This is a genomic window from Sandarakinorhabdus oryzae, assembly GCF_009733735.1.
Taxonomy (GTDB): Bacteria; Pseudomonadota; Alphaproteobacteria; order Sphingomonadales; family Sphingomonadaceae; genus Sandarakinorhabdus; species Sandarakinorhabdus oryzae.
On the sequence record NZ_WNJP01000003.1, the window covers coordinates 1 to 18428 of the forward strand.

At 66.7% G+C, this 18428-nt stretch carries 17 protein-coding genes; 12 read left to right on the plus strand and 5 right to left on the minus strand.

What is annotated here, in order from left to right; all coding sequences use genetic code 11:
* The 7 genes from GJ693_RS00730 to GJ693_RS00760 form a co-directional block, all read left to right on the plus strand.
* On the plus strand, window positions 1–286 hold a 286-nt coding region (locus GJ693_RS00730), incomplete at its 5' end, for an SPOR domain-containing protein (protein ID WP_197041849.1).
* Window positions 287–309: 23 nt separating this feature from the next.
* The gene (locus tag GJ693_RS00735) at window positions 310–1467 is read left to right on the plus strand and encodes a D-alanyl-D-alanine carboxypeptidase family protein (protein ID WP_156254420.1); all 1158 of its coding nucleotides are present in this window, start codon (window positions 310–312) and stop codon (window positions 1465–1467) included.
* Window positions 1467–2078: a dTMP kinase gene (tmk, locus tag GJ693_RS00740; RefSeq protein ID WP_156254421.1), complete on the plus strand. Its 612-nt coding sequence runs from the start codon at window positions 1467–1469 to the stop codon at window positions 2076–2078. The genes GJ693_RS00735 and tmk overlap by 1 nt, the downstream gene beginning before the upstream one ends.
* Window positions 2072–3040: an AAA family ATPase gene (locus GJ693_RS00745; RefSeq protein WP_197041850.1), complete on the plus strand. Its 969-nt coding sequence runs from the start codon at window positions 2072–2074 to the stop codon at window positions 3038–3040. Before tmk ends, GJ693_RS00745 begins: the two co-directional genes overlap by 7 nt.
* Window positions 3041–3073: 33 nt before the next feature.
* Window positions 3074–4594, plus strand: coding sequence for a methionine--tRNA ligase (metG, locus tag GJ693_RS00750; protein ID WP_156254423.1), 1521 nt, complete (start codon window positions 3074–3076; stop codon window positions 4592–4594).
* 1 nt (window position 4595) lies between these two features.
* Window positions 4596–5366, plus strand: coding sequence for a TatD family hydrolase (locus tag GJ693_RS00755; protein WP_156254424.1), 771 nt, complete (start codon window positions 4596–4598; stop codon window positions 5364–5366).
* Window positions 5363–6142, plus strand: coding sequence for an MBL fold metallo-hydrolase (locus GJ693_RS00760; RefSeq protein ID WP_156254425.1), 780 nt, complete (start codon window positions 5363–5365; stop codon window positions 6140–6142). Before GJ693_RS00755 ends, GJ693_RS00760 begins: the two co-directional genes overlap by 4 nt.
* On the opposite strand, the gene GJ693_RS00765 is transcribed toward GJ693_RS00760, so the two are convergent.
* Together GJ693_RS00765 and GJ693_RS00770 are read right to left on the minus strand one after the other, a co-directional pair.
* Complete coding sequence (locus tag GJ693_RS00765) at window positions 6137–7186, minus strand: YeiH family protein (RefSeq protein WP_156254426.1); 1050 nt, start codon at window positions 7184–7186, stop codon at window positions 6137–6139. The two genes, GJ693_RS00760 and GJ693_RS00765, sit on opposite strands and share 6 nt — an antisense overlap.
* Window positions 7187–7335: 149 nt before the next feature.
* On the minus strand, window positions 7336–7923 hold the full coding sequence (locus GJ693_RS00770) for a glutathione S-transferase family protein (protein WP_156254427.1): 588 nt from the start codon (window positions 7921–7923) through the stop codon (window positions 7336–7338).
* An 81-nt stretch (window positions 7924–8004) separates the two neighbouring features.
* On the opposite strand from GJ693_RS00770, the gene mazG reads away from it, so the two are divergent.
* The 3 genes from mazG to GJ693_RS00785 are packed head-to-tail and all read left to right on the plus strand — an operon-like array spanning window position 8005 to window position 11606.
* Window positions 8005–8796, plus strand: a complete 792-nt coding sequence (gene mazG, locus GJ693_RS00775; RefSeq protein WP_156254428.1) for a nucleoside triphosphate pyrophosphohydrolase — start codon at window positions 8005–8007, stop codon at window positions 8794–8796.
* Window positions 8793–9887, plus strand: a complete 1095-nt coding sequence (locus tag GJ693_RS00780) for an alpha/beta hydrolase (RefSeq protein ID WP_197041851.1) — start codon at window positions 8793–8795, stop codon at window positions 9885–9887. The genes mazG and GJ693_RS00780 overlap by 4 nt, the downstream gene beginning before the upstream one ends.
* A gap of 60 nt (window positions 9888–9947) precedes the next feature.
* Window positions 9948–11606, plus strand: a complete 1659-nt coding sequence (locus tag GJ693_RS00785; protein ID WP_156254429.1) for a serine hydrolase domain-containing protein — start codon at window positions 9948–9950, stop codon at window positions 11604–11606.
* On the opposite strand, the gene prmC is transcribed toward GJ693_RS00785, so the two are convergent.
* The 3 genes from prmC to hisS are packed head-to-tail and all read right to left on the minus strand — an operon-like array spanning window position 11574 to window position 14718.
* The gene (gene prmC / locus GJ693_RS00790) at window positions 11574–12404 is read right to left on the minus strand and encodes a peptide chain release factor N(5)-glutamine methyltransferase (RefSeq protein ID WP_197041858.1); all 831 of its coding nucleotides are present in this window, start codon (window positions 12402–12404) and stop codon (window positions 11574–11576) included. The genes GJ693_RS00785 and prmC overlap by 33 nt on opposite strands.
* Entirely contained in the window at window positions 12404–13471 is a 1068-nt protein-coding gene (prfA, locus tag GJ693_RS00795) for a peptide chain release factor 1 (RefSeq protein ID WP_156254430.1), read from the minus strand. Before prfA ends, prmC begins: the two co-directional genes overlap by 1 nt.
* Window positions 13468–14718, minus strand: coding sequence for a histidine--tRNA ligase (gene hisS, locus GJ693_RS00800; protein WP_156254431.1), 1251 nt, complete (start codon window positions 14716–14718; stop codon window positions 13468–13470). The genes prfA and hisS overlap by 4 nt, the downstream gene beginning before the upstream one ends.
* 83 nt (window positions 14719–14801) lie before the next feature.
* Here hisS and GJ693_RS00805 point away from each other — a divergent pair, with 83 nt between their 5' ends.
* Together GJ693_RS00805 and GJ693_RS00810 are read left to right on the plus strand one after the other, a co-directional pair.
* The gene (locus tag GJ693_RS00805; protein ID WP_156254432.1) at window positions 14802–16712 is read left to right on the plus strand and encodes a M61 family metallopeptidase; all 1911 of its coding nucleotides are present in this window, start codon (window positions 14802–14804) and stop codon (window positions 16710–16712) included.
* Window positions 16709–18376: a DUF6438 domain-containing protein gene (locus tag GJ693_RS00810; RefSeq protein WP_156254433.1), complete on the plus strand. Its 1668-nt coding sequence runs from the start codon at window positions 16709–16711 to the stop codon at window positions 18374–18376. Before GJ693_RS00805 ends, GJ693_RS00810 begins: the two co-directional genes overlap by 4 nt.
* Window positions 18377–18428 lie beyond the last annotated feature (52 nt).

Consider the following 18428-nt stretch of genomic DNA (forward strand, 5'->3'; position numbering starts at 1 on the left):
GGTGGCCACGGTCGCGCTGCCGCCTGGCCCGCGCGCCAGTGCGCCGGCGGGTGCCAACTGGCTGGTGCAGGTCGCCGCGCTCGGCGATGGTGGCCGCGTCGCCTGGCTCAAGGGCTATCTGGCCAGTTTCGGCCCGGTGCTCACCGAAGCCCTGCCCGGCGGCCTCACCCGCGTGCGGCTTGGCCCCTATGGCAATGAAGCGACGGCCAGCGCGGCGCTGGCGCAGGTGCGCGCTGCCGGCTATGCCGATGCCAGACTGATTCCCCCCACCACCACCGCCCGCTGATTGACCTGAGGACCACCGAAGCCATGCGCCTGTTTGCCCCCGTTGCCGTCATTGCTCTTGCCGCTGCCGCGCCGGCGCTGGCCCAGGCGCCGGCCTATGACACGGCGGCCCCGATCGCCTTCATGAAGGATCTGCAGACCGGCCGCATCCTGTTCGCCAAGGAAGCCGACAAGCGCATGCCGCCGGCCTCCATGGCCAAGATGATGAGCGTCTATGTCGCCTTCAAGCTGATCAAGTCGGGCGAAGCCAATCTCGAGCAGCCAATCCTGGTGCGCGAGGAGACCTGGAAGAAGTGGAACAACCAGGGCAGCACCATGTTCCTGGAAGTGAACAGCCAGGTGAGCGTCGAGAATCTGCTGCACGGTATCGTCACCCTGTCGGGCAATGATGCCTGCGTGGTGCTGGCCGAAGGCCTGGGCGGCACCGAGGCCAATTACGTCGCCCTGATGAACCGCGAAGCCGCGCGCCTGGGGCTGAAGGGCAGCCATTTCACCAACACCAATGGCTGGCCTGATCCCAACGAATATGTGACCGCGCGCGATCTCGCCATGATTGCCGAAGCCACGATCCGCGACTTCCCGGACCTGTACGCGCGTTTCTACCAGAAGGAAGGTTTCACCTGGGGCAAACAGCTGGGCAGCGGCGATGCCATCACCCAGGGCAACCGCAACCCGATCCTGGGCAAGGTGCCCGGCGCCGATGGCCTGAAGACTGGCCACACCGAGGAAGCCGGCTATGGCTTCACCGGCTCCGCCGTGCAGAACGGCCGCCGCATTGTCATGGTCGTCGCCGGCCTGAAGAGCTTTGGCGAGCGCGTTTCGGCCAGCGTCGATTTCATGAACTGGGGCTTTGCCGCCTGGCAGAATCTGCCTCTGGGCAAGAAGGGCCAGGTGATGGGCAAGGTCGCCATCGACGGCGCGGCCGACCCGCAGATCGATGCGGTCGCCGGGAAGGACCTGTTTGTCACCCTGCCGCGCGGCTTTGGCATGGAGCGCAAGACGGCCGTTGAAGGTCTGCCCGGCCTGAAGGCGCCGCTGAAGGCGGGCCAACAGGTGGGCTGGCTCACCGTCACCATGCCCGGGCAAGCGCCGGCCAAGGCGCCGCTGGTCACCCCGGTCGCCATCGAGGAAGCCGGCATGTTCCGCCGCGCCTGGAACTGGGTGATGAGCTTCTTCAGCTGATGAAGAAGGGCCGGTTCATCACGCTGGAAGGCGGGGAGGGGAGCGGCAAGTCCACGCAAGGGCGCCTGCTGGCCGAAGCCTTGCGCGCTGACGGTCACGAAGTGGTGCTGACCCGTGAGCCGGGCGGCACGCCGGGCGCCGAGGCCATCCGTAGCCTGCTGGTGACCGGCGACCCCGATCGCTGGACGCCGTGGAGCGACGCGCTGTTGATGACGGCGGCGCGGGTGGACCATGTGGAACGCGTCATCCGCCCGGCGATGGACCGCGGCGCGACAGTGATCTGCGACCGCTTCATCGATTCCACCCGGGCCTATCAGGGGGCCGGGCGCGGGTTGGAAGATGCGGCGCTGATTGATTTGCACAATGAGGCCGTTGGGCTGTGGCCGGACGTGACGCTGGTGCTGCTGCTGGATGAGGCCGAAGGACTGGCCCGGGCCGCCGCGCGCGGCGGTGCCGAAGCGCGCTTCGAAGCCATTGGCGGTGGCTTCCATGCCCGCGTGCAGCAATTTTTCGCACAATTGCCCGCCGCGGAGCCCGACCGATGCAGGGCCATCAACGCCGGCGGCAGCATCGACGACGTGGCGGCACGCATCCGGGCGGCGCTGTGCTGATTGGCCATTCAAGCCAGGTCGAGGCCTTCACGTCGGCCTTTACCGGCGGACGGCCGCATCATGCCTGGCTGCTGGTCGGCCAGCAGGGGCTCGGCAAGGCGCTGTTTGCCCGCGAGGCCGCGACATGGCTGCTGGCCGGGGCGCCGGCCGGTGGTGGCTTCCAAGTGCCACCCGACAGTGAAGCCGCCCGCCTGATGGCCGCCGGATCGCACCTGGATTTCCGCCTGATCGAACGCACGCCGGCGAAGACCGGCAAGCTGCGCAGCGAGATCGTTATCGGCCAGATCGTGCGCCGGCCCGACAGCGAAGGGCAACCCTTGCGCGAATTCCTCTCCGGGACGCCGATGCTGGGGCCGCGCCGGGTGGTGATCATCGACGCGGCTGATGACATGAACCGCAACACAGCCAATGCCTTGCTGAAAAGCCTTGAGGAGCCGTCGGAAGACACGGTGTTCCTGCTCGTCAGCCATTCGCCCGGCCGGCTGCTGCCCACCATCCGTTCGCGCTGCCGCACGCTGCGCTTCTCCCGCCTGGCGGATGCCGAAGTCTCCCGCGTGCTGGCCGGCGCCGATCTCGACGGCGAGGACGAAGCACTGCTTGTCCGCCTCGCCGAAGGCTGTCCTGGCCGCGCGCTGGCGCTGGCGGGGGCCGGCATCACCGCGCTGGAAAAGGATCTCGCCGCACTGGCCGGTCTGCCGCCCGAAATCGCCAATCCGGCGGCTTTGATGCTGGCGCGCGGCATCGGCGCCAAGGGCCGGGAAGGGCGCTATGCCGCGCTGCTTGATCGGGTGCCGGCCCTGATTGCGACCCGCGCCCAGCGCCTGAACGGCCCAGCGCGGGGGGCGGCCATCGCCGAATGGGAAGCCGCCAGCCGCCTCGCCCGCGAAGCCGTGCCGCTGCAGTTGGAACCCGGGCAGGTGGCACATCGCCTCGCCCTGCACCTCGCCGCCGTCCCGGCTTGAATCGCCACGCACTTTGCCGCATTGGCCGTGGCCATGAGCAAGCCGCGCTTCTACGTCACCACTGCCATCGCCTATCCCAACGGCCGGCCGCACATGGGCCATGCCTATGAGGTGGTGACCACCGATGTCGTCGCCCGCTTCAAGCGGCTCGATGGCTTTGACGTGCGTTTCCTGACCGGCACCGACGAGCATGGCCTGAAGATCGACCAGGCCGCGCGCGCCGCCGGCAAGCCACCCAAGGCCTATGTCGATGAGATGGTCGCCCCGTTCCAGGCCCTTGATGCGGCGCTCGGCATCAGTTTCGATCGCTTCATCCGCACCACCGATACCGACCACAAGGCACTGGTGCAGGCGCTGTGGCAGCGCATGGCGGCCAATGGTGATCTTTATCTGGGCCGCTACGAAGGCTGGTACTCCGTCCGCGACGAGGCCTATTACGACGAAGGCGAACTGGTCGCCGGCGATGACGGCACCAAGCTGTCGCCGCAGGGCACGCCAGTGGAATGGACTGTCGAGGAAAGCTGGTTCTTCAAACTGTCTGCCTATCAGGACAGGCTGCTGGCGCTTTACGAAGCCCATCCGGAGTATATCCAGCCTCTCAGCCGTTTCAACGAGATGCGCGCCTTTGTTGCCGGCGGACTTTCGGATCTGTCGGTCAGCCGCACCAGCTTCACCTGGGGCATCCCGGTGCCGGGCGACGAGCGCCATGTCATGTATGTCTGGCTTGACGCGCTGGCCAATTATCTCACTGGTGCCGGCGGGCTGGACGGCGAATGGTGGCCGGCGGATCTGCACGTGGTGGGCAAGGACGTGGTGCGTTTCCACACCGTCTATTGGCCGGCCTTCCTGATGTCAGCGGGCCTGCCGTTGCCCAAGACCGTGTTCGGCCACGGCCATGTGCTCAACCGCGGCGAGAAGATGTCCAAGTCGCTCGGCAATGTCGTCGATCCGGCGGCGATGGTGGAACGCTTTGGCGTTGATCGCCTGCGCTGGTTCCTGTGCCGCGAAGTCGCCTTCGGTGAGGACGGCAGCTACAGCGACGACGCCATCGTGGAGCGCACCAACGCCGATCTTGCCAACGGCATCGGCAATCTGGCGCAGCGCAGCCTCTCGATGGTGGCGAAGAACCTTGGCGGCGTGATGCCGGTGCGGGGCGAGGCCGGCGAGAGCGAAGTGCGCCTGAAAGAGGCCTTCATGGCCGGCAGCGAGGCCTATTTCGCCGCCATGAACGCGCTGGCGCTGCACAAGGCGCTGGATGCGCTGATGTCCATGGTGACGGCCGCCAACGGCTATTTTGCTGAAAATGCGCCCTGGGCACTGGCCAAGACCGACGTGACGCGAATGGCCGAAGTGCTGGCTGCCACGCTCGATGCCACGCGCCGCATCGTCATCCTGACCCAGCCCTTCATGCCGAGCAGCACGGCGCAGTTGCTTGATCAGCTCGGCGTGAGCGCGGAGTTACGTGATTTCAGCGGCTTGAACACGCCGGTTGCAGCGGGCGCGCAACTTCCGGCGCCGGCCGGCGTGTTCCCGCGCATCACGCTGGACAGTTGACATGCTGATCGACAGCCATTGCCACCTCAACTACGCCAGCCTGGGCGAGGATGTGCCCGGCGTGCTGTCCCGCGCCCGCGCGGTCGGCGTGGGGGGCTTTCTCGCCATTTCCTGCCGGGAAAGCGAGTGGGACGGCGTGATCGGCATCGCCGAGGCGCACGACGGCGTGTGGGCTAGTGTCGGCATCCACCCGCACGAAGCCGATGAGCATCCCGATACCGATGCCGCCACGCTGATCGCGGCCACCGCTCACCCCAGGGTGATTGCCATCGGTGAGACCGGGCTCGATTATTACTACGACAAGTCGGACCGTGGCCGGCAGCAGACCAGTTTCCGCAGCCACATCCAGGCGGCGCGGGCCACCGGCTTGCCCTTGATCGTCCACACCCGCGATGCGGAGGCCGACACGCTGGCGCTGCTGAAGGAACCGGGGGAAGGGCGCCTGACCGGCGTCATCCACTGCTTCACTGCCAGCCAGGCCTTTGCAGAAGAGGCACTTGCGCTGGGTTTCTACATCTCGCTGTCAGGCATCGTCACCTTCAAGAACGCCCGCGACCTCCAGGAAACCGCGAAGACGATCCCTGCCGACCGCCTGCTGGTCGAGACCGATGCGCCCTATCTTGCACCCGTGCCGATGCGCGGCAAAACCTGCGAGCCGGCCTTTGTCGCGCACACGGCGCGGTTCCTGGCCCATCTGCGCGGCGTGAGCGAGGCGGAACTGGCCGCCACCACCACCGCCAATTTCCGCGCCTTGTTCACGAAGGCCGCGTGAAGATCACCATCCTGGGCTGCGGCACCTCCAGCGGCGTGCCACGTATCGGCGGGCCGGATGGGGCTGGAAATTGGGGCCTGTGCGACCCTGATAACCCCAAGAACCGGCGCCGCCGTGTCTCCGTGCTGGTGGAGGCAGCTGGCAAGACGGTGTTGATCGATTGCGGCCCAGATTGCCGGGAACAATTGCTGTCGGCACGGGTCGCGCATCTGGATGCGGTGATCATCACCCATGATCATGCCGATCACGCCCATGGTATTGATGACCTGCGCCAGGTCTTTCATGCCATGCGTCGGCCGGTGGACGTGTGGGCCAGCCCGGCGACATTCGCGGTTCTCACGTCCCGCTTTGATTATGTGTTCAAGGGCGCTGCGGGCTATCCGGCGACCTGCACGGCGCATGATCTGACTGGGCCGGTGATGCTGGGCGACTTGCGCATTACGCCGTTCCCGCAGCTGCACGGCGACATCGAATCGACCGGCGTGCGCTTTGATCATGATGGCAAGAGCTTTGCCTATTCCACTGATGTCAAAGACTTTGACAGTCGCGCCGATGCTGCGCTGATGGGCCTTGACTTGTGGGTGGTGGACGCGCTGCGCCGGGAACCGCACCCGACGCACAGCCATCTGGAGAACACGCTGGCCTGGATCCGCAAGCGCCGGCCGGGCAGGGCCGTGCTCACTCACATGGACCAGTCCATGGACTATGCCACCCTGTTTACCGAACTGCCGTCCGGCGTGGAACCAGGCTTCGACGGCCAGGTGATCGCGCTATAGCGCGAAGATCGCAAAGGCCAGCGCCGCTGACAGGCTGGTAAGGCTGGCGATGATGCCGACCAGCAGCGGCTTGGGCCCGGTCTTCAAGATCTCGCCCAGCGGCGAACGAATGGCAGTGGCTGCCACCGATACGGCGAGCATGCCGCTCGACACATTGGCAGCGGCGCCAGAGACTTGCGCAGGGATCATGCCAGTTGAATTGATGCCGGCGACCACGAAGAAGCCCACCACGAACCAGGGCAGCAACGGCGCCGCGCGCTTGCCGCCGCTGATCTTCAGGGGCTGCGGAAAGGCCAGTGCCACCAGCGCCAGCACGGGTGCCAGCAGCGCGACCCGGGCGAGCTTGACGATGGTGGCCGTCTCACCAGCATGCTGCGAGAAGGCATAGCCGGCGCCCAGCGTCTGCGCGACATCGTGGATCGAGGCGCCAAGCACAAAGCCGGCCTGTAAGTCATTCAATTTGAACAATTCACAGATGGCTGGGTAAAGCACCAGGGCGGCGCTGCTCATTGCCGAGGTGCCGACCAGCACCAGGGTCAATTCGGCCTGGCGCACCCGGCGCTCGCCAAGCGTGGCCGAGAGCGCCATCGCCGCCGAAGCCCCGCAGATGGCCACAGCGCCGCCGGCCAAAGTGCCAAACCCCGACGAAAAACCGAGCCCACGTGCCGCAAGCACTGCGGCGCCGATTGTGATTGCCACGATGGCGACCACGGCCAGCAGCGATTGCGGACCGAGCGCGATGATCTGCTCCAGCGTGATCCGGGCGCCCACCAGCACGATGGCCCAGCGCAGCAGCTCGCGACTGGCCAGCGTGAGGCCGGGCGTGAGCCGGCGGTCCGCCGACAGGAAATTCATGGCAAGGCCGATCAGCAGCGCCAGCAATGTCAGCGGGGCGTGATAGCGATCGGCCAACGAAGCAGCCGCGAGGGTGGCCAACACCGCGACGGCAAGGCCCGGCAGATAATCGCGCCAGCGCGTGGACGGCGTGCGTTCGATATCGCCATAAAGATCGGCGGCCTGCGGTGGATATTGGCTGACATCCATGGGAACGGGTTAGGCTTTCAGGGTGATTTCGCCAAGGGGGGCTTTTGTGACGCTGTGGAGATTAAACATAATATATATTATCAGGCTCATAGCATGAAGCAGAAGGGGCTGAGCGCCGCCACTCCCCGCCCGTTCCACCAGGTGAACAATCAACCGTTCAACCCAAGTGTCCGCTCAACGCGCTGCACCCATGATTGCACCGCCGGCCATAAAGCCAGATCAAAGCCGCCCTCGTGCGCAACGCGCGTGTAGGCGACCAGGCCGATGTCGGCACAGCTCAGCCCATCGCCCACGAACCAGTTATGCACCGCCAGGTGACGCTGCATCTGATCGAGCGCGGCACGACCCTTTCGCTCAAGCGCCGGATCAATCTCGCTTTCAGGCTTGCCGAGATAATATTTCTGAAAACGCCGCACCGCGATCGCCGGTTCGTGGCTATATTGTTCCCAGAACAGCCATTGTAGCATCTCGGCGCGCGCAAAGCCGTCGGCCGGCACCAGCGCGCTGCCTTCCGCCAGATACAGCATCAGCGCATTTGACTGGGCCAACCGGCGGCCATCGGCGAATTCCACCGCCGGCACCTGCCCCATCGGGAACTTCGCCACGAACTCCGGCGCCTTGGCTTCACCCTTCACCACGTCGATATCAACCCAGCGGTATGGCAGGCCCAAGTGATCGGCGACCCACTTCACCTTCAGGCAATTGCCAGACACCTTGTCGCCGTAGAGGGTGAACATCGCCCGAGTCTCCTTCGCCCGCTCGCATAGCCATGGCGCAGCGCGATTGAAAGCCGCCGCTGGCTGCGGCAGGGATAAGTCATGACCACGACCCTTTCCCTCGATCGCCTGGCCCACATCATGGCCGCCCTGCGCCACCCGGAACGCGGCTGCCCCTGGGATCTGGCGCAGGATTTCGACACGATCGCGCCCTACACGATCGAGGAAGCCTATGAAGTGGCCGAGGCCATTTCGCTCAGGGACATGGCGGAGCTGAAGAAGGAGCTCGGCGATCTGCTGTTCCAGGTCGTCTTTCACAGCCGCATGGCCGAGGAAGCCGGCCATTTCGCCCTGGCCGACGTGGTGACGGCCCTGTGCGAGAAGATGGAGCGCCGTCATCCGCACATCTTCAGCGACGGCACCCGCGCCGCGGACGCCTTGGCCCAGAAGGACGAATGGGAACGCATCAAGGCCGCCGAACGCGCAGCCGCCGGCGCGCCGGAACAGCCTGTCTCTGCCCTTGATGGTGTGGCGACTGCCCTGCCCGCCCTGATGCGCGCCGAAAAGCTGCAGGCCCGGGCGGCGCGGGTGGGCTTTGAATGGCCCGATGTCGCGGGCGTGCGCGCCAAGCTGAACGAGGAACTGGCCGAGTTCGATGCCGCCACCGACGAGGCCCACCGTGCCGAGGAGATGGGCGACGTGCTGTTCGTGCTCGCCAACCTCGCCCGCCGCCACGGCATCGATCCGGAGGCCGCACTGCGCGCTGGCAACGCCAAGTTCGAACGCCGGTTCAAGGCGATGGAGGCACTGGCCGGGCCAGGCTTCCCGCAGCTGACGCTCGATCAGCAGGAGGCATACTGGCAGAAGGTCAAGGCGGCGGAGCGCGGCCGGTGAGGCTGCCGTCCGGCATCCGCTCCCGGCAGGTCGCCGGCGTTAATGGCCTCTCCATGCATGTCCTGGAGGCCGGCGACCCGAGGGCACCGGTGCTGATGTTGCTGCACGGCTTTCCCGAACTGGCGTTCAGTTGGCGCAAACTGATGGTCCCGCTGGCGGCGCTGGGCTATCATGTCGTGGCACCCGATCAGCGCGGCTTTGGCCAGACCACGGGTCAAGACTGCGGTTATGATGTGGACCTCGCTCCCTTCCGCATGACCGGGCTCGCCACCGACATGGTGGCCCTGCTTCATGCCCTGGGCCATGCCCGCGCGGCTGCCGTGATTGGCCATGATTTTGGCTCGCTGGTGGCGGGCTGGTGCGCGCTGGCGCGGCCCGATCTGTTCGGCGCTGTCGCCATGATGAGCGCACCCTTCACCGGCCCGGCGCCCCTGCCCCGCACAATGCGTGGTTCTGGCCCGCCGGCGCCCGATATCCACGCCGCCCTCGCCGCCCTCCCCCGGCCGCGCAAGCATTATGCCGCGCATTATTCCACCCGCGGCGCCAATGCCGAGATGATGGCGTGTCCCCAGGGCCTCGGCGCCTTTCTCGCCGCCTATTGTCATGTGAAGAGCGGCGACTGGCCAGGCAACGCGCCCCATCCGCTGGCCGGCTGGACCGCCGAGGCGCTGGCCGAAATGCCGACCTATTACATCATGGACCTGGCCCAGGGCATGGCCGAAACCGTGGCGCCGTTCATGCCGGAACAACTGCCCGACTGGCTGACGGCACAAGAACTCGCTGTCTATACTGAGGAATTCGGCCGCACCGGCTTTCAGGGTGGCCTCAACTGGTATCGCGCCCGTCACGAAGCCCAGGTGCACGGCGAACGCCTGTTTGCCGGGCGGCGGATCGAGGTGCCGGCCGTTTTCATTGCCGGCGCGCGCGATTGGGGCATCCACCAGGCGCCCGGCGGGCTGGAGGCGATGGCCCGGCTGTGCCGCAGTTTCGCAGGCGTGCGCCTGATCGATGGCGCCGGCCACTGGGTGCAGCAGGAACGGCCTGAGGCGGTGCTGGCTGAACTCACCGGCTTTCTTGGCCAGATTGGCTGAACGGGGCGGCTTGCTCCGCGCCACAGCCAGCGGCAGAGTGGCGCCAAAGGGAGGCCTGTCATGCCGATTGATCGTCGCCTGTTTCTGGCCGGTGCAGCCGGCGTGTCCATGGCGGGGGCGGCCAGCGCCACGCTGATCGCGCCGGGGGCCAGCGCAGCCGAGGCCCGTGCGCTCGACGCCATTGCCGCCTATCTGGAGGCGCACCGCCGTCATTATGGCCTGCCGGCGATGGGCATGGTGGTGGTGGCCGGCGGGCGGCCCTTCACCATCCTGTCGGGCACCCGCGACTATCGCGAGACCCTGCCACTGGCCGGTGACGAGCTTTGGCAGATCGGCAGCATTTCCAAGAGTTTCGTGGCGTTGGCTGTCCTCTCATTGCAGGCCGAGGGCAAGTTGACCCTGGATGATGAACTGCGCCAGCACCTGCCCGAGGCACGGCTGCCTGGCGTCTCGTCAGGCGGGCCGTTCAGCCTGCGCGGCCTGCTCGATCACACCACCGGCCTGCCGGATTTCGCCCCGGCGCTGGGCCTGAAATTGTGGCGGGGGTTCGCGGCCGGCAAGGGCTGGAGTTATAGCAACACCGGCTATGATCTGGTCGGCAAGGCGCTCTCGCGTATCGAGGGCAAGCCGCTCAAGCAGATCATCGAGGAGCGCGTGTGCAAGCCGCTGGGCATGGGCGCGACGCGCGGCGCCATCCAGTGGCGGGACCGGGCGCGCTACCCTGCCAGTTACAACCCAATGCGGCCTGATCGCCCGGTGCTGCTCGGGATGGCGCTGGCGCCGGCGCCGTGGGTGGATGTCGATCTGGGGGCGGGATCGGTCGCCTCAACCCTGCCCGACATGGCGAAGTACCTGAGTTTCCTGATTGCCGTGGGTCAGGGACGCGGTGGCCCGATCCTCACCGATGCCCAGGCGAAATTGTGGCTGGCAAACCCGGTGGTGGAGGATCCGGCCAAGCCGGCCGAAACCTATGGCCTTGGCCTGATGCACCGGCAGGATGAAGGCCGCGCGCTGCTCCACCACACCGGCGGCATGGTGTGCTTCTCCTCGTCCTTCCATGTCGATGCGGCCGCTGGATTGGGTGCCTTTGCCAGTTGTGCGGTGGGCGGGCTGAATTATCGGCCGCGGCTGATCACCCTCTATGCGCTGCGGGCGCTGCGGGCAGCGGCAGCCGGGGCAGCCATCCCGGCGCCGCCGGAACTGGGCGCCCTGCCCGCCGATGCGGGCGATTATGTCGGCAGCTACAAGGATGGGGAGCGCCAGCTCGACATCCTGCCTGGCCTGGTGGCGGCGCTGGACGGCCAGCGGGTGCCGCTGCAGTCAGTGGCGCCCGGCCTGTTCGTCACGGCGCATCCGGGGCTGGTGGAATGGCCGCTGCTGGCGGTGCGCGATGGCAATGTGGTGGTGGCGCTCGATCATGGCAGTCGGCGCTTCCTGCGCTCCGGCGCCAGGGCCGCGCTGCCCGCCACGCCGCCCGACCTGGCCGCGCTGGCGGGTCATTATCAGAGCGATGATCCATGGATCGGCGACATCAACCTTGTCGCGCGCGGCGACGGGCTGTTCATGCGCGGGGTGCTGCCGCTGCGCCGCATCGGCAAGGATGAATGGGCACCGGACGAGCCGAACAGCCCTGAGCGGCTGCGCTTCGATGGCTTCGTGAACGGCGTGCCCTATCTGATCGATTGGTCAGGCCGGCGCCTGGAGCGGCGCGACCTGTAACGCAACACAGCGATCCCGCCCGGCGAGATCCTGGTGCAGGCTGGCGACCAGCCCCTGCCCTGCGGCCATTGCCAGCACCGCCGCGCCCTGCCGGTGGCCGATTTCGAGTACGGCCAGTCCGTCCGGGTTTAGCAAACCTGAAAGCTGCGGCAGGATGCGGCGGTAATCATCCAGGCCATCGGCGCCAGCAAACAGGGCGGTGGCGGGCTCATGAGCACGCACTTCGACAGAGAGCGTTTCTGTTTCAGCAATATAGGGCGGATTGCTGAGAATGAGATCGAAGCGTTCATCCAAATCTTCGCCCCAGTTGCCGAAGCGAAATTCGGCGCGGGTGGCAAGACCAGTGCGCTTTGCGTTCAGTTTGGCAACCGCCAGAGCCGCCGCACTGGCATCGATGCCAAGACCGGCCGCAGTTGGCCATTCACTCAAAGCAGCCAGCAGCAGCGCGCCCGAACCGGTGCCGAGATCGAGGATGCGTGCCGGTGGCCGCGGGCAAAGCTTGAGCGCAACCTCAACCAGCGTTTCCGTGTCCGGTCGCGGGATCAGCACGTCGGGCGTGACCAGCAGATCGAGCGACCAGAACTCGCGGTGGCCAGTGATATGCGCGACCGGCTCGCCAGCGGCGCGGCGTTCGATCAGTCTTTCAAATACTTGTGCGTCAATCATGCGATCCGGATTGAGCAACAGTTCGCCCCGCGAACAGCCCAGTTGGTGCGCCAGCAACACTTCGGCATCCAGCCGCGGTGTTTCGCCGCCAATGCGCCTGGCGGCGGTGGCGAGGGCATCGGCGATGCGGATCACCCCAGGCTCGCCAGGCGCGCCGCTTCATCCTCGGCGATCAGCGCGGTGACCAATTCATCAAGGCCGCTGCCATCGAGGATTTCGGGCAGGCGGTGCAGGGTGAGGTTGATGCGATGGTCCGTCACGCGCCCCTGAGGGAAATTGTAGGTGCGGATGCGTTCGGAACGGTCACCGGAGCCGACCATGGCCTTGCGATCGGCGCTGCGGCTGCTGGCGAGGCGCTCGCGCTCGGCATCAAACAGCCGGGTGCGCAGCAATTTCATCGCCTTTGACCGGTTCTTGTGCTGGCTGCGCTCATCCTGCACCGCTACCACGACGCCGGTCGGGATATGGGTGATGCGCACAGCGCTGTCGGTCACGTTGACATGCTGGCCGCCGGCACCCGAGGCGCGGAACACGTCGATGCGCAAGTCCTTCTCGTCAATGGCGATATCGACATCCTCGGCTTCGGGCAGCACGGCCACGGTGGCAGCGCTGGTGTGGATACGCCCGCCGGCTTCCGTGGCCGGCACGCGCTGCACCCGGTGCACGCCGCTTTCGAACTTCAGCCGGGCAAAGACGCCGGCGCCCGAGACGCTGGCAATGACTTCCTTGAAGCCGCCCAGGTCAGACGGGTTGGCGGACAATATTTCCCAGCGCCATCCGTGGCTTGCGGCATAGCGTTCATACATGCGGGCAAGATCGGCCGCAAACAGCGCCGCCTCGTCCCCACCGGTGCCGGCGCGGATTTCCAGCACGGCGGAGCGATCATCGGCAGCATCACGCGGCAGCAGCTTCAGCGCCAGCGCGCGCTCGGCCGCCGGCAGCTGTGCGGCGATGCTGGCCAGCTCCTCCTGCGCGAGGCCGTGCATCTCGTCCCCGGCCGGGATCGCCTGCAGTTCGTCACGCGTCGCGATCAGCGCCCGCCACGCCTGCGCCGCCTCCACCAGCGGCGTCAGCTCGGCATAATCCTTTGACAGCGCCACGAATTGCTCCGGCGGCAGCGCCGGATTGCCCATGTCGTGCGCCAACTGGGCATGGCGGCGCTCGATCTGTGCGATGCGCTCGAGCGGCAGGCTCATCAGGCCAGGCGTGCCCTGATGGCGGCAACCGCGTCTGCACTGGCCACTGCGGCCTGTTCACCGCTACCAAGGTCGCGCAGGGTGACGGTACCGGCTGCCACTTCGTCCGCGCCGATCAGCACGGCAATCCGCGCGCCCGACTTGCCGGCGCGCTCCATCTTCTTCTTGAGATTGCCGCGCCAGCCCTGCTCGGCGGCAATACCGGAGCGGCGCAACCCCGCCAGCAGGCTGAGCGCGGCGCTTTCCGCCTCAGGGCCAACGGCGACCACGGCCACTTGAACCTTTGGCTGCTCCGGTTCCGCCACCAACATCGCCAGCCGCTCGATCCCCGCCGCCCAGCCCACGGCCGGCGTTTCCGGCCCGCCCATGTGGCCGATCAGGCCATCATAGCGCCCGCCGCCCAGCACTGTGCCCTGCGCGCCCAGGCTTTGCGTCACGAACTCGAACACGCTGTGGCGATAATAGTCGAGCCCGCGCACCAGCCTTGCGTTGCGCGTCCAGGCGATGCCGCTGGCAGCCAAGCCGGCCTGCAGTTTCTCGAAGAACTGGCCGGCCTCCACGGTGAAAAAGGCGTCGATCTGCGGTGCATCGGCCACCAGCGCCTGGTCGCGCGCGTCCTTGCTGTCGAGGATGCGCAGCGGGTTGCTGTCGAGCCGGCGCTGGCTATCTTCGCTCAAGTCACCACGATGCGCCGCGAAATACGCCGCCACGGCGGCGCTCCACGCCGCGCGCGTGTCGGGATCGCCCATTGAGTTCAGCGTCACCACCACGTCATCGGCAACGCCCAGTTCCTCCAGCAGATGCTGACCGAGCGCGATCACCTCGACGTCCGCCGCCGGCTCACCGGCGCCCAGGATTTCGGCGTCGAGCTGGTGAAACTGGCGGAACCGGCCCTTCTGCGGCCGTTCATAGCGGAACAGCGGCCCCCAGGCGGCCAGCTTCAGCGGTGCCAGTTGCTGCCAGCCATTTTCGATATAGGCCCGCGCAATGCCGGCAGTGAATTCCGGCCGCAGGCACATGGCATCGCCGCCTCGATCGGTGAATTCATACATTTCCTTGGAGACGACATCGGTCGTCTCGCCCAGGCTGCGCGCGAACACGGCCGTCGCTTCGAACACCGGCACCTCCACCCGGCCAAAGCCATGGAGCTTGCGGACGCGGTTGAAGGTTTCGATGACATGATCGAAGCGGGCTGCGGCCTCGCCGATCATGTCCTGCGTGCCGCGCGGCTTTTGTGGGGCTTTGCTCATGGGCGGCGGCATAGGCGAGAGCGCGGTGCGGCGCAACGGTGCGCCCCCTTCCCCACCGCCGCTGGCTTCGCTAACCAACCGTCATGCGCATCTTGCTTCTCCTTGCTTCCGCCCTGATCGCCGCCCCCTCGCTGGCGCAGCGTTCGCTGCCGCAACCGCTGCCGATCGTCGACGCGATCCCGGCCGCCCGCGATGTGCCCTTCCCCGGCACGCTGCGCCTGCATGTCGATACCAGCGATACGCTGCACGGCGTCTTCAAGGTGGAGGAGACCATCCCGGTGCCGCCGGAATTCGCCGGCAAGAGGATGGCGCTGCTGTTTCCGAAATGGCTGCCCGGCAAGCACGCGCCGCGCGGCGAGATCGAGAAGCTGGCGGGGCTCGAAATTCGCAGCAATGGCCAGGTGCTGACCTGGAAGCGCGACCCGCTCGATGTGTTTGCCTTCTGGGTGGAGGTGCCGACCGGCGCGACCGCGCTGGATGTGCGCTTTCAGTTCCTGTCGGCCACTGATGGGCCGCAAGGCCGCATTGTTGTCACCAGCGACATCATCAACCTGCAGCCGAACAGCGTCTCGCTCTATCCGGCGGGCTGGTTCACCCGCCAGATCCCGGTCTCGCTGTCCGTCACCTGGCCGCAGGGCTGGCAGGCCGGCAGCGCCATGCGCGAGGCCAGCCGCGATGGCAGCCGCGTCTCCTACCAGACGGTGGATTACGAGACCTTGGTGGACAGCCCCTTCTTTGCCGGGCGCAATTTCGCCAAATGGGATCTGGGCAAGGGCGTCACCCTGAATGTCGTCGCCGACGATGGGCGCTTCCTGAAAGCCAGCGCGGAGCAGATCGACCGGCATCGCGATCTGGTCACCCAGGCGGTTAAGCTGTTCGGCACCCGCCAGTTCGATCATTATGATCTGCTGCTGTCGCTGTCGGACAAGCTGGGCGGCATCGGGCTGGAGCATCATCGCAGTTCCGAGAACGGGGTGGACACGGGCTATTTCACCGATTGGGAAAAGGGCCCCGGCCGGCGCAACCTGCTGCCGCACGAATTCACCCACAGCTGGAACGGCAAGCACCGCCGCGGCGCCGATCTGATCACCCCGGATTTCCGCACCCCGATGCGCAATTCGATGCTGTGGGTGTATGAAGGCCAGACGCAATTCTGGGGCTATGTGCTGCAGGCGCGATCGGGGCTGGTGAGCGTGCCCGACACGCTGGACCAACTCGCCAACATCGCCGCCACGCTCGACAACCGCCCGGCGCGCAGCTGGCGCAGCCTGGACGACACCACCAACGATCCGATCATCACACCGCGCGCGCCCAAGGGCTGGCTCAGCTTCCAGCGCAGCGAGGATTATTACAATGAGGGCCTGCTGATCTGGCTGGAGGCCGACGCGATGATCCGCCAAATGAGCGGCGGCGCCCGCGGCCTCGACGATTTCGCGCGTCGCTTCTTCGGCACTGGCGAAGGCGATTGGGGCGAGAAACCCTATGACTTCGCCAGCCTGGTGGCCGAACTGAATGCCGTGCAGCCCTATGACTGGGCCGGCCATCTGCAGCGCCGCCTCACTGAAAAGGCCGGCGGCGCGCCGCTCAAGGGCCTGGAACTGGCCGGCTGGAAACTCGTGTATACTGACAAGCCGACTGCTGCCTTCACCGATGCCAACCGCCGCCAGTTGAACCTCTTGTTCTCCGGCGGGTTGCTGCTGGGCAGCGGCGGCAAGGTGGAACAGGTGCTGTGGAACAGTGCCGCCTATGACGCCGGGCTGGTGGTGGGTGACGTGTTGTTGGCGGTGAATGACCTGCCGTTCAGTGATGACGCCCTGAAGGCGGCGGTGGCCGCCGCAAAAGGCGGCACCGCGCCGATCCGCCTCATCGTCAAGACGGAGGACCGGGTGCGCAACGTCGATTGGACCTGGACCGGCGGCCTGCGCTTCCCGCGACTGGAGCGCATCGGCACGGTCAAGCCGACCCCACTGGAACGCCTGCTGGCACCCAGATGAACGGCATCCGCCCCGTCGGCCTCGCGCTGGGCCTGTTGCTGGTCGGGTGCGACCGACCGCAACCGGCGGTGACGCAGGTGGGCGTGGCCGACCTGGCAAGCTACCGCCTGTCGGGACCAACCGAGGTTGCCGTTACCGGTTGGCCGCCCAGCGCCAGCATCCAGGTCAGCGTGCTGGTCGGACCGGATGGCCGGGTGCGTGATGCCAAGGCGCAGCCGTTCGGCAACAGCGATGTGGCACCGGCCCTGGCCGCGGCTCGGCAATGGCAGTTCGCGCCGTTCATGTTTGATAATCATCCCGTGTCGGCCGTCGGCACGATCAAGATCGACTATTATCCGCCAGCCGCGCCGCCGCCCGCCAGCGCACCATCGCTGCCGGTCTTTTCCAAGGACGTTGAAATCCAGCTGCAGCGCAGCGCCTGCCATGGCAGTTGCCCGGATTACAGCGTGACCATCCATGGCGATGGCCGGGTGATCTTTGAATCGGACGGGCCAGTAATTGGCGCTGCCAACCCCCTGTTTCGGCATTACGAGGGCTATGACGTCCTGTGGCCTGGCCGGCATGTCACCCGGGTCGATCCGGCAGCGGTGGCCCAACTGTATGAACGGTTCCGCGCGGCCCGCTTCTTCGGCCTCACGCCATCCTATCGGGCACCGGTCACGGACTTGCCGACTTATGCGCTCACGCTGCGCACCGGCGGCAAATATCGGACCGTGTATGATTATGGCGGCGAGATGGTCGGCATGCCGACGGTTGTCACGGAACTGGAAGACGCGGTGGACGCGCTGGCGGACACGGATCGCTGGATCGAAGGCACTGCCGGCACGCCGGCGCTGCTGCGCGCCGAAGGCGCACGCCTGCCGTCCGACTGGCCGGTTCAACTTGCCATGACGGTTTTGGCAAAGGCCGAGATGGATCAGTATGACAAAGGCCTCACCCTAAAGCGCTCCGGCCTGTTCACCACGCTGCTCCAGCAGGGGCTGGATCGGCGCGCACTGGTACGCCAAACCGTCCGTCCGCCAAGGGAGGTCGACGCCAAGGTTGAGGTTCAGCCGCTGTTGCCGCTGGGGGCGGTACTGGCAGAATATGCTGTTGTCACCGGCGACGAGGCCCTGCTTGCCGCCATTGGCCCGGAATGGCTGCGGCGACTTCCGGTGGACGAGCGTGATGCGTTGCTCCAGAACGGGTTTGGCTGCCAACCGGCAACGATGGCTGCTTTGGAAGCGGCGGGCGCAAGACTGGTCGGGAAGGAAACCACGGCCCTGCACGCGCTGGCCGGGCGAAATCCGGCCTGCGGCCCGCCCGGGCCGATCGCCGACAAGGCGCGCCTCCAGATGCTGCGCCGCCTGCTGGCCAGTGGCATTGCGGCAGATGTGCGCGATGGCGAAGGCCGGACCCCGCTGATGCTCAGCCAGGATCCGCAAACCACGGCCCTGCTGCTGGCGGCCGGCGCCAATCCCCGGGCGCGCAGCAAAGATGGCCTGCCAGCAATCCTCTACATGCAGGATGATCGCTCGGCGGTCATGCTGCTGCGCGCAGGTGCCGATCCGTTGGCCCGGGATCGCGAAGGCAAATCCCTGCTGGAAAGCCGCGCCGATCAGCCCATGCCGGCCACCAGGGCCTGGCTGGCCGAACATGCGGCGCGGCCGGGGGCGCGGCAATAACGCCATGGACAAGATTGCCGCAGCCCCGTAACCGGCGCCCACATCGTTTCAC

What these genes read in the sequence shown, in the direction of transcription:
- GJ693_RS00735 (WP_156254420.1), top strand. Translation starts at nt 310, where the DNA reads ATGCGCCTGTTTGCCCCCGTTGCCGTCATTGCTCTTGCCGCTGCCGCG.
- tmk (WP_156254421.1), top strand. Translation starts at nt 1,467, where the DNA reads ATGAAGAAGGGCCGGTTCATCACGCTGGAAGGCGGGGAGGGGAGCGGC.
- metG (WP_156254423.1), top strand. Translation starts at nt 3,074, where the DNA reads ATGAGCAAGCCGCGCTTCTACGTCACCACTGCCATCGCCTATCCCAAC.
- GJ693_RS00755 (WP_156254424.1), top strand. Translation starts at nt 4,596, where the DNA reads ATGCTGATCGACAGCCATTGCCACCTCAACTACGCCAGCCTGGGCGAG.
- GJ693_RS00765 (WP_156254426.1), bottom strand. Translation starts at nt 7,186, where the DNA reads ATGGATGTCAGCCAATATCCACCGCAGGCCGCCGATCTTTATGGCGAT.
- GJ693_RS00770 (WP_156254427.1), bottom strand. Translation starts at nt 7,923, where the DNA reads ATGTTCACCCTCTACGGCGACAAGGTGTCTGGCAATTGCCTGAAGGTG.
- mazG (WP_156254428.1), top strand. Translation starts at nt 8,005, where the DNA reads ATGACCACGACCCTTTCCCTCGATCGCCTGGCCCACATCATGGCCGCC.
- GJ693_RS00785 (WP_156254429.1), top strand. Translation starts at nt 9,948, where the DNA reads ATGCCGATTGATCGTCGCCTGTTTCTGGCCGGTGCAGCCGGCGTGTCC.
- hisS (WP_156254431.1), bottom strand. Translation starts at nt 14,718, where the DNA reads ATGAGCAAAGCCCCACAAAAGCCGCGCGGCACGCAGGACATGATCGGC.
- GJ693_RS00805 (WP_156254432.1), top strand. Translation starts at nt 14,802, where the DNA reads ATGCGCATCTTGCTTCTCCTTGCTTCCGCCCTGATCGCCGCCCCCTCG.
- GJ693_RS00810 (WP_156254433.1), top strand. Translation starts at nt 16,709, where the DNA reads ATGAACGGCATCCGCCCCGTCGGCCTCGCGCTGGGCCTGTTGCTGGTC.